We start from the raw sequence: 10944 nt of genomic DNA, 5'->3' as shown, positions 1-10944 counted from the left end.
GCCGGGGATGCCCTTGGCCTTCATGATGTCCAGCGCCTGGGTGATCCAGCCGTCCAGATTGTCACCGTAGGCCTTGGGAGCCGCAGCAGCGGCCTCGGCCTTCTCGGCCTTCAGGGGGGCGCGCTCCGTGGAACGGCTCGCGGCCTCCTTCGCGGCGCGCTCCTTGTCGGCCTTCGCCTTGGCGGCGGCGGTGGCGGCATCGGCGTCCGCCTTCTGCTTGGCCTCGACGGCGGCCTTGGCGGTGGCCGTGGCCCGGGTGGCGGCGTCGTCGGCCTGCTGGGTCAGCTCGTCCTGCTGCGTCTCACCGAAGGACTGCGCGTTCTGCGCCACCGGCTTCACGGCGGGGGCGGCGTGGGCCGTGCCGCCGCCGAGGGCGGCGAAGGCGACGGCGGCGATGCCGGTCGCGGCGATGCCTGCGGCGGAGAACTTGTGGGTCTTGGTCAGAGCGGTATAGCCGGAGATGGTGGTGGTGCGCATGAGCGAGCTGATCCTTCCAATCGCGAAGTCGCAGTGGCCGTCGTTGGCGCGAATGAAGCGCCGCGTCTCGTTCGACGGCGCCGTGCGACTCGGCAATTGTTAGCGGCCGGAAAATCCGCTGGCAAAGGTGTGACCTACTACCGGACGTCGTTGCGCACACCCACCAAATAGCCCGGAAATGTCCGTTTCAGGCCTTTAGTCCTCTACGATGCGGCATCGCACGTGACCTGGCTCTCATGGGCGGGCTCACACGGAGCCTTGATCACGTACACAGTCCGCGGCCGTACGACCACACTCCGAGGGGGCCCCGCCTCGTACGGGCAAAACTCATTTGACTACACGCCGACGGCACCCCCGCGCACGGCGAAGTGCCCTTGCTTGAAAGGAATTTGACCCGAACCGGTAGATCGCTTGGGTAGTGGTTGAACTACGAGCCATTGTTGTGTGTCAGTCTATTTTTGGCCTCGGGGGTACGAGGGAGTGCCTTCCGGGGCCCTTCACATCGACATGTGCCCGCTGACAGCGGGCGTCCCCGCTGCCGGCCGGGCAGATGGGGGACTTCATCGTGAACGGTAAGAGTGCACCCGCGTGCGTCGGCGCGATCGCCGTCGTCGGCATGGGATGCCGGTTTCCGCAGGCCAACGGCGTGGACCGGTTCTGGTCACTGCTGCAGGACAACCGGGACGCCATCACCGCGGTCCCTTCCGACCGCTTCGACATCGACGACCACTACGCCGCCGGTGCCGGCACTCCGGGCAAGACCAACTCCCGTCACGGCGGCTTCCTCGACGACGTCTTCTCCTTCGACGCCGGATTCTTCGGGATCTCGCCCGCCGAGGCCAGGGCCATGGACCCGCAGCAGCGTCTGTTATTGCATTGCGCCTGGGAAGCGCTCGAGGACGCCGCCATCCGGCCCGCCGACCTGGCGGGCACCCGCACCGGCGTGTTCGTCGGCCAGGCGACCTCCGACTACGGCGACCTCCCGCAGCCGCTGGCCGAACGCGGCGTGCACGACTCGGCCGGGCGCCGCATCCGGGCGGTGACCGCGGGCCGCCTCTCCTACGCCCTGGACCTGCGCGGCCCCAGCATGGTCACCGACACGGCCTGCTCCTCCTCGCTGGTCGCCGTGCACGCCGCCCGGCTGAGCGTGCTCTCCGGCGAGAGCGACGTCGCCATCGCAGCAGGGGTCAACGTCATCCTCGCGCCCGACGACGCCGTCGCCTACTCCCAGGGCGGCATGCTCGCCGCCGACGGCCGGTGCAAGTTCGCCGACGCGCGCGGAGACGGCTTCGTGCGCAGCGAAGGCGTGGGTGTGGTGGTGTTCAAGCGGCTGGAGGACGCCGTGCGGGACCGGGACACCGTCCAGGCCGTTCTCCTCGGCAGCGCCGTCACCAACGACGGGCGCGCGAGCGGCTTCCTGTTGCGCCCCGCGGTCGACGGGCAGCGGCAGATGCTGCGCGAGGCGTGGCGCAGTGCGGGCATCACCCCCGGCGACCTGGCCTACGTGGAGGCGCACGGCACCGGGACGACAGCCGGTGACGAGGTGGAACTGAGCGCCCTGGCCGCGGAGATGAGCGGGCAGCGGCCGGAGGGCCGACCGCTGCTGACCGGTTCGGTGAAGACGAACATCGGGCACACCGAGGCGGCGGCAGGCATCGCCGGACTCATCAAGGCCGTCCTTATGGCCCGCCACGGCCTCGTCCCCGCGTCGCTCCACTACACACAGCCGCATCGGCTGCTGGCCGGCGGCGGGCAGTCCATCGAAGTCGTCGCACGCAACCGGCCGCTGCCGGAGGCCGGGCGCCCGGCGCTGCTCGGTGTCAGCTCGTTCGGCCTGTCGGGGACCAATGCCCATGTCGTCGTGGGCCAGTACGTGCCGGAAGCGGCGCAGACGCCGGGCTACGAGCCCGCCGAGGGCGCCGCCTCCGGCCCCCAGCTCCTCGTCCTCTCCGCCCGGTCGCCCGCGGCGCTGCGGCGGCTGGCGCTCTCCTATGCCGAGCACCTGGGCGACGGCGAGCGCGGGCGACGGCAGCGGCTGCGGGACATCTGCGCCACGGCCGCCTGCCGACGCGACAGCCACCCGTACCGTCTGTGGGCGGTCGGCGACGACCACAGTGAACTGGAGGCGGTTCTGCGGTCGTTGGCCTCGGGCGAGCCCACCCCGCTCGGCGGCGTCGGCGAACAGCCGGTCACCGGAACGGTGCGCACGGCCTTCGTCTTTCCCGGCCAGGGTTCCCAGCGGCCGGGCATGGGCGACGAACTGCGCGTCGCATGGCCGGAGTTCGCGCAGGCCCTGCGGGACTGCGACGAGGCCGTGCTGAAGGAGGCCGGGTGGTCGCCCGCCGACGTCCTCGCCGAGCGGCGCGAGCTCCGCGGCGTCGAAACGGTGCAGCCCGTGCTGTGGGCCGTGGAGGTGGCACTGGCGGAGGCCTGGCGGCGGCGCGGCATCGAACCCGACGTGTGCATCGGGCACAGCATGGGCGAGATCGCGGCGGCCCATGTCGCGGGGGCGCTCTCCCGCACGGATGCGGCGGCGGTGATCTGCCGCCGGAGCCGCCTGATGATGCGCCGGTCCGGACGCGGCGCCATGCTCGTCGTGGCGCTTCCCGCCGAGGAAGCCGAGGCCCTGGCGGCGCACCACGGCACGGGAGTGGTGCTCGCCGTGGAGAACTCCCCTTCGTCCAGCGTGCTGGCCGGTGCCCCGGACGCCCTGGAGGCCATCGCCGACGGCCTGCGCTCCCGCGGGGTCTTCTGCCGCACGGTGAAGGTCGACGTGGCTTCTCACTCGCCCGACATGGACGCGCTCCGCGACGACGTGCTCGCGGCCCTGGCCGACGTGTGTCCCGGGCCGTTCACCGGGGAGATGGTCTCCACCGTCCACCGCCGCCCGCCGGCCGGGACCGAACTGGACGCCGGGTACTGGATGGACAACCTCCGCAGGCCGGTCCGGTTCACCCATGCCGTCGCATCCGTCGCCGAGCGGGGCGCGCACGTCTTCCTGGAGATCAGCCCGCATCCGGCGCTGACCGGCGCCGTGGAGGAGACCCTGGCAGCCTCCGGGGCGCCGGCCCGCGTGGTCGGCTCGCTGCACCGTGACCGGCCGGAGGCCGTCTCGATGGCCTGCACGGCCGGCCGGATGTTCGTGCACGGTACCCGCGTCGACTGGCACCGGTGGTACGGGGAGGACGTCCGCCGGGTTCCGCTGCCGCTGTACCCGTGGGACGCGGAGAACTACCGGCAGCGCCCGGCGCTGCCCGACGCGGCGCCCGACGGACGCCGTACCTGCCGGTCGGCGGTGGGTTTCCGGGGCGGCGCGTCCGTACGGGGCCTGACCCCGCTGCCCGCGCTCTCGGGCATCCTGGCCGGGCTCGGGCTGCCCGCGCTCGACGGGTCCATCCATGTACTGGAGGACGTCTCCTTCGGTGCCGAGCTCGTCGAGACCGGCACCGTGAGGCAGTTGAGAACGTCCTGGAGCGCGCCCGAGGCGGACGGGGTACGGGAGACGTCCGTGGACGCGCTCGTGACGGACGACGCCGAGTGCTCCGCCGTGCCGGTGTTGCGCGCCCGGCTACGGTCGGTGCCGTACGAGGGAGCGCCCGAGGCCGGCGGCCCCCTCGTCGCCGCGCTCACCCGGTGCACCCGGCTCATGGGCCCGGCCGCGTTCCAGCGGCATGCCCTGCTCTGCGGCTTCCGCATTCCCGATGTGCTGCTCGGTGTAAGGGAGTTGCGGCACGGCTCCCGCGAGGTGGTGGCGCGCATGACCCGCCCGGCCGTGCCCCTGACGCTGGCATGGGAGACGGTCCTGCAGCCGCTGCTGGCCCTGCACTCCGGCGGCGGCCCCTTCCGCACGGCCCGGCACGCCTATGTGCCGACGGCTGTCGAATCCGTGTGCATCCACGACGAACTGCCGGGCGAGTTCTGGGTCATGGCCCGTTTCACGGGCGACGGGACGCGGGGGCGGGAACGGGCCGACGTGCTCGTGACCGGGTACGACCGGCAGGTGCTCGCGGAGTTCCGCGGCGTGACGCTGCACCGTCTCCCCCCGGCCGCCCGGACCCGGGATCTGATGCGGGCGGCCGAGTTCCCCGGGCGGCTGCTGCGCCGAATGCGGGGCGGCACGGCGGGGCGCCCCGCACCACGCACCCTGGAGGCGCGGCCGCCCCGTCCGGCCGCCCCGACGGCCCCGCCGGACAGGGGAGTTGCGGTTCCCTCCACGGTTCCTCCCGCGGCGCCTTCGGGGGCGGAGGGGGTCGTACGGGAGGCGGCGGGCCTGCTGGGGCTGCCCGCCGACCGGATCGACCGGGCCCGTTCGCTGCGCGAGCTCGGGCTCGACTCGGTCATGGCCACGCAGCTCAGGCGGCGGCTGCAGGCCACTCACGGTTTGGAGGTTCCCGTGGACCTGCTGCTGGGCGCCGACAGCATCGAGGCACTGCTGGGCGAGTTGACGGCGTGCCGTACAGCTGACGTGACCGCAGATCACGAATATACTGGAGACCAACTTTGTTCTTTGGTGTAAGTTTGTAGGGTCCAAGCCCCGAGGAAGAGGCCACGACATGGACACGATGTCCCCCACGCCCGCAAGCCGCCGCGAGCGCAACAAGCAGCGTGTCCGTGAGCGGATCTACGAGGCGGCGCTGTCCCTGTTCAGCGAACAGGGGTACGCCGCCACCTCGATCGACCACATCGCCGAACGGGCCGATGTCGCTCGCGGGACCTTCTTCAACCACTTCAAGCGGAAGGAAGACCTCATCACGGAGTGGGGCGAGCGCCGGCGGCAGCGGCTCACGACCTATCTGGAGGAGCCGGTGTCCGAGGGCGGCAGCGAGTACCAGCACCGCCTCGAGCGGTGCATGGCCGCACTCAGCCGGATCAACGAGGACGAGGAGGCCCGGGCCACCCCCGCCATGCTCCAGGCCTGGGTGCAGGCCGGCCAGCCCCTGCTGGAGGAGCCGTACGCGGCACGGATATTCGCCGAGGCGGTGGAAGCCGGCCGGCTCCGCGGGGAGTTCGCCGCCGACATCGACGCCACCCGGGTCGGCAACGTCCTGCGCGACGTCTATCTGGGCACGCTGTACCGGTGGGCCCGGGTCAACACCTCCCTCTCCCTCGGCTACGAACTGCAGCAGGTCCTGCGCATTCTGCTGGTCGGCATCAAGGCACCGTCCGGGAACGAAACAAAGACGAGGTGATCGAAATGCATGCCGAACGCGTGGCGATCGGTGCGCTCCTGTCGCCGGATTCCCCGCGCAGCCGGCCGGAGGACCCGGCCCACTTACGGGAACTGGTCCGGCTGGAAACCCCGTTCGAGCCGATACTGGTCCACCGCTCCACCATGCGCGTCATCGACGGAATGCACCGCGTGCGCGCGACGGAAATGCGCGGCGGCACGGACATTCTCGTGGAGTACTTCGACGGCAGTGCGGCGGAGGCCTTCGTCCTGTCGGTGCAGCGCAACATCCGGCACGGGCTGCCGCTCACGCTCGCCGAGCGCAAGGCCGCCGCCGCCCGCATCATCGTCTCCCACCCGCACTGGTCGGACCGGGCCGTCGCCGAGCACACCGGAATCAGCGCGAAGACCGTGGCCAGGGTCCGCGGATGTGCGAGTGCGGACGGTCCGCACTCGCACACCAGGGTCGGACGCGACGGCCGCGCCCGCCCCCTCAGCAGCGACGAGGGCCGCCGTAGCGCAGCGGCCCTGCTCGCCGCCGACCCCGGCGCGTCCCTGCGGAAGATCGCCCGCGCCGCCGGGGTCTCCGCCAGCACGGTCCGCGACGTGCGCGAACGGGTCCGGCACGGCCGCGATCCGGTCCCCCTGCGCCACCGCGGCGCCCGGCCCGCCGGCTCCGGAGCCCCGCCGCCCGTACCCACCGTCGCCGACGCCGTCCGGCTCCTGATGCGGGATCCGTCCGTGCGGTCGAAGGAATCCGGCCGGCTGCTGCTGCGCATGCTCCGCACGACCGGAATCGACCAGGAGGAATGGCGCCGCGTCATGAACGACCTCCCGGTGCACTGCGCACCCCTCGTCCGCACCGTGGCGCTACGACGTGCCGAGGAATGGCGCGCATTCGCCGAACTCGTCTCCGGGCGGCCGGAAGCCGCTTAAAAAACGAACAGCGACAACCACGCAGCGGAGCCGACCCGTTCAGGGCCGGCTCCGCTGCGTGCGTCCGATTTCCTTTCCCTGTACAAGGAGTTCACCGCGCACATTGCGAACGCCGAGGCCGCGGAGATGTAATCAATCCCGGCCGCCTCCCGGACGGGCCGGGAATTCCGATTCCCCGCCGGGACGGCCCCCACCGTCCTGTCGGCCAGGGAGATGTGTACCCCCATGGTTCCCGAAAAGTCCGCGCCCGTCCGCACCCAAGCCCCGGCCCCCTCACCCCCGGAGGGGGCCGGACCCCGGCCGCACCGCATCGCCGTGATCGGAACGGGTCCCCGCGGACTCTCCGTGCTCGAACGGCTGGCGGTGCGGCTCGCCGGGCAACACTCCGGCAAGGCAGTCGAGTTGTATGCCGTCGACGCCGTCGAGGTCGGCTGCGGCCGCATCTGGCGCACCGACCAGCCGGACTGGCTGCTGATGAACACCCCCGCCGGCGAGGTCACCATGTTCTCCGGCCCCGCCGACGACGGACCGGCCCGGCCGGGTGCGGGACCGTCGCTCGCCGAGTGGTGGCAGGCCGCCGAGCCCGGCCGGGCCGACCCCGACGACGTGGCGCCGCGCGGCCTGTACGGCCACTACCTGCGCTTCGTCCTGGACCGCATCACGGCCGCCCTGCCCGCCCACGTCACCCTGCACTGCCTGACCGCCCGGGCCGACGAGCTGTGCCGCGACCCCCAGGGCGGCTGGCGGGTCGTCCTGGCCGGCGGGACCTGGATCCGCGCCGACCGGGTGGTACTGACCACGGGGCACGCGGTGAATGAACTCGACGGCACGCAGAGCCGGTTCGCCGCGCACGCCGCCGACCGCCCGGGCACCCGCTACCTGCGCGGCGACTCCGCCGCGGACATGCCGCTGGACGACATCCCTGCGGGTGACAACGTCGGCATCATCGGTCTGGGTCTGTCGTTCTACGACGTCATGGCGTCCCTGACCACCGGCCGCGGCGGCAGGTTCGTGCCGGACGGGGCCGACGGACTGCGCTACGTCCCCAGCGGGCGCGAGCCGAGGATGTTCGCCGGTTCCCGCAGCGGTGTGCCGTTCCCGGCGCGGGCGCGCAACCAGAAGCCCTCCGACCACGCCTACCGGCCCGCGCTGTTCACGGTCGAGCGCATCCGGCAGCTGCGCGGCTCCGGCCCGCTGGACTTCCGCCGGGACGTACTCCCCTGGCTGCTCGGCGAGATGCAGCTGGTCTCCGCGTGCGCCGCGGCCCGCCGCGCGTACGACGAGCGGACCGCCGGTCTCCTGGCGGAGGAGGCGGCCGACTGCGCCGCGACGTCGGCGTGCCCGCCCCAGGAGGCCGTGCTGCGCACGGCACGGCGGTTCGGCCTGGACGAGGTGCCCGCGGTGGATCTCCAGGCCTGGGCCCGGCCCTTCGCGGAGCACCGGTTCGCCGGCCCCGAGGAGTTCACCGCGGCGCTCCGCCGCTGGATGCTCGACGACATCGCGGCGGCAGAACTGGGCAACGCGGACGGCCCGTTCAAGGCCACGACGGACACCCTCCGGGACGTCCGCGCCGTCAACAAGGCCGCCGTCGACTTCGGAGGGCTGACACCGCGCTCGCACCGGGAGGACTTCCTCGGCTGGTTCGTCCCCGTCTACTCGATGCTGTCCGCCGGGCCGCCCGTGCGCAGGCTGCGGCAGGCGCTGGCACTCATGGACTGCGGGCTGCTCCATTTCGTCGGCCCGCACAGCACCTTCACCGTCCCGGCGGACGGCGACGGCTTCCGCATCGCCTCGCCCGGCGTCGCGGGATCGGGCCGGCAGGTCGCCGCCCTCGTCGACGCACGGATCCCCGGCCCCGACGTCCGCAGGGACACCTCGCCGCTGGTCAGGAGGCTGCTGCACGACGGCGTGCTGACGTCCTTCCGGCACGGCGACGGGAGCGGCGCCTTCGACACCGGAGGCGTGGCCGTCACCCCCGCTCCGTACCACCCCGTCGGCGCCGGCGGCCCCGACACCAGCCTGTACGTCCTGGGCATCCCGGCCGAGCACACCCGCTGGCTCACCCACGTCGGCGGCGGACGCCCCGGCGCCTGGGGGGAGTTCACGCGGGACGCCGACGCCATCGCCGCGGACGCCCTCGCCCCCGCTCTGTCCGCACTGCACGCCCCGAACCCCACGAGGTGAGAAATGAGCATCAGCAAGGACCTGTTCGAGGACCGGAAGGTACTGATCGTCGGCGGAACCTCGGGGGTGGGACTGGCGACGGCGCACGCCTTCGCAGCCGCCCGTGCCCGGGTGACCGTCGCCTCCCGGTCGCTGGTGAACGTCGAACGGGCCGTCAAGGAGCTCGGCGACGCCGACGCGACCGGCCGGACCCTCGACGTCCGCGACGACCGTGCCGTCGAGGAGTTCGCCGCCCGGGCGGGCGAGTTCGACCACGTCGTGATCTCGGCGGCGGAGTCGCCCATGCCGATGGGCCGGGCCGACACCCTGCCGCCGGCCGACTGCCACGCCGCCATGGACAGCAAGTTCTGGGGCGCCTACCGGGTCGCCCGGAGCATCGGCATCCGGCCCATGGGATCGCTGACCCTGGTGTCCGGCATCCTGTCCGTCCGCCCCAGCAGGGCATCCGCCCTGATGAGCGCCATCAACGCCGCCCTGGAGGGGCTCGGCCGCGGCCTCGCCCTGGAGCGGGCGCCGGTGCGGGTCAACACCGTCTCCCCCGGCATCCTCAGCACCTCCGCCCTGATGGCCCGCATGTCCGAGGAGGACCGCCGTGCCGTCCGCGACAGGCTCCCCGCCGGGCGCGTGGGCACCCCCGAAGAGGTGGCCCGGGCCATCGTCTTCCTGGCCGGCAACGCCTACGCGACCGGCACGACGCTGGCCCTGGACGGCGGCGCCACCATCGCCTGAACCGTCCGAGGCCCGGCGACCCCCAACCCGCATCGAACCCGAAGAGTGCATCGTGGCTACGACACAACAGACAACACTCACCACAAGCCGGTCGACCGGTGCCGACACCGCCGCGCTGCTGACCATCTGCGTGGGCTTCTTCATGGTCAGCCTCGACGCCACCGCGGTGAACGTCGCGCTGGACGCCCTGCGCGACGGCATGCACACGGGAATGAGCGGTCTGCAATGGACCGTCGACGGCTACACCCTGGTCTTCGCGGCCCTGCTGCTGACCGCCGGAGCCCTCGGGGACCGGCATGGGCCGAAGCGGATCTTCTCGCTCGGCCTGCTGGTCTTCTCCGTCGCCTCGGCCCTGTGCGGACTGGCACCGGGAGTCTGGGCGCTGGTGGCTGCCCGGGTACTGCAGGGCGCAGGAGCGGCACTGCTGGTCTCCACGTCCCTGTCCCTGCTGCAGGCGATCTACGCGGAACCGGCGGCCCGCGCCCGGGCGTTCGGCGTCTGGGGCGGTGTCGGCGGAGTCGCCGTGGCCGCCGGCCCGGTCGTCGGCGGCATCCTGGTCACCACGCTGAGCTGGCGGTCCGTGTTCTTCCTCAACGTGCCCCTGGGGCTGCTCGGCCTGGTCGTCGCCAGGCGCCGGATCCCCGAGGCACCCGGCAGCTCCCGCTCGCTCAACCCGTCCTCGCAACTGGCCGCCGTCGTGGGACTGGGCACCCTCACCTACGCGTTCATCGAGGCCGGCGTGCGGGGCTGGACCGCCGCACCCGTCCTCGTCGCCTTCTTGATCGCGGCAGCCGCCGTCGTGGTGTTCCTCGTCAACGAGCGCCGCTCCGCCACCCCGATGCTCCCGGCGGGCGTCTTCCGCAACCGCGGCTTCACCGCCGCCTGTCTGGTCGGCCTGCAGATCAACCTCGGCTTCTACGGCCAGTTGTTCGTCGTCGGGCTCTACTTCCAGCAGATCCGCGGCTATTCCGCGATGGAGACCGGCCTCGCTCTGCTCCCCCAGGCCGTCGTGGCCTCCCTGACCGCGTTCGCCTGCGGCAAGGTCACGGCACGTACGGGACCGCGGCTGCCCATGCTGACCGGCCTCGTCGCAGGGGCCGTCGGCCTCGGCGGCCTGGCCGCGGCCGGCGCGCACACACCCTACTGGCTGCTGGTCTGGCCGATGATGGCCATCGGGTTCGGCATCTCCTTCACCGCCCCGGCCGCCACCGCCGCCGGCATGACGGCCGCCCCGGCCGCCCGGTCCGGCGTCACCTCCGGACTCCTCAACGCGGCCCGGCAGACGGGCAGCGTGATGGGCGTCGCCGTCCTCGGCGCACTCGTGGGGCACCGCTCCGGCTTCCTGACCGGCCTGCACACCGCCCTCGCACTCGCCGCCCTCTTCTTCCTCGTCGCCCTCGCGCTGACGATCACCTGGATCAAACCCGCCGGACACACACCCCGCACCTGAC

At 72.6% G+C, this 10944-nt stretch carries 6 protein-coding genes and 1 pseudogene; 6 read left to right on the top strand and 1 reads right to left on the bottom strand.

Annotated elements, in window-relative coordinates:
- A pseudogene (locus tag ACWD4B_RS28685) lies at positions 1–477 on the bottom strand (transglycosylase SLT domain-containing protein); the annotation flags it as partial.
- 565 nt (positions 478–1042) lie between these two features.
- On the opposite strand from ACWD4B_RS28685, the gene ACWD4B_RS28680 reads away from it, so the two are divergent.
- From ACWD4B_RS28680 to ACWD4B_RS28655, 6 genes are all read left to right on the top strand, one after another.
- On the top strand, positions 1043–4993 hold the full coding sequence (locus ACWD4B_RS28680; protein WP_451423473.1) for a type I polyketide synthase: 3951 nt from the start codon (positions 1043–1045) through the stop codon (positions 4991–4993).
- A gap of 37 nt (positions 4994–5030) precedes the next feature.
- The gene (locus ACWD4B_RS28675; protein ID WP_451423472.1) at positions 5031–5666 is read left to right on the top strand and encodes a TetR/AcrR family transcriptional regulator; all 636 of its coding nucleotides are present in this window, start codon (positions 5031–5033) and stop codon (positions 5664–5666) included.
- 5 nt (positions 5667–5671) lie between these two features.
- Complete coding sequence (locus ACWD4B_RS28670; RefSeq protein WP_451423471.1) at positions 5672–6580, top strand: helix-turn-helix domain-containing protein; 909 nt, start codon at positions 5672–5674, stop codon at positions 6578–6580.
- A 315-nt stretch (positions 6581–6895) separates the two neighbouring features.
- Positions 6896–8764 carry an FAD/NAD(P)-binding protein gene (locus tag ACWD4B_RS28665; RefSeq protein WP_451423470.1) on the top strand — a complete coding sequence of 623 codons (1869 nt, stop codon included), beginning with the start codon at positions 6896–6898 and terminating at the stop codon, positions 8762–8764.
- A 3-nt stretch (positions 8765–8767) separates the two neighbouring features.
- A complete protein-coding gene (locus tag ACWD4B_RS28660; protein ID WP_451423469.1) occupies positions 8768–9493 on the top strand; it encodes an SDR family oxidoreductase in 726 nt (241 codons plus the stop codon).
- 52 nt (positions 9494–9545) lie between these two features.
- Positions 9546–10943 carry an MFS transporter gene (locus ACWD4B_RS28655; protein ID WP_451423468.1) on the top strand — a complete coding sequence of 466 codons (1398 nt, stop codon included), beginning with the start codon at positions 9546–9548 and terminating at the stop codon, positions 10941–10943.
- Position 10944 lies beyond the last annotated feature (1 nt).

The organism is Streptomyces sp. NPDC002536, from assembly GCF_053594995.1.
This window is presented reverse-complemented; position numbering and strand designations above follow the sequence as displayed.

Bases quoted from the DNA above. Each gene is read 5' to 3' on its own strand.
- ACWD4B_RS28675 (WP_451423472.1), top strand. From the start codon at position 5,031: ATGGACACGATGTCCCCCACGCCCGCAAGCCGCCGCGAGCGCAACAAG.
- ACWD4B_RS28670 (WP_451423471.1), top strand. From the start codon at position 5,672: ATGCATGCCGAACGCGTGGCGATCGGTGCGCTCCTGTCGCCGGATTCC.
- ACWD4B_RS28660 (WP_451423469.1), top strand. From the start codon at position 8,768: ATGAGCATCAGCAAGGACCTGTTCGAGGACCGGAAGGTACTGATCGTC.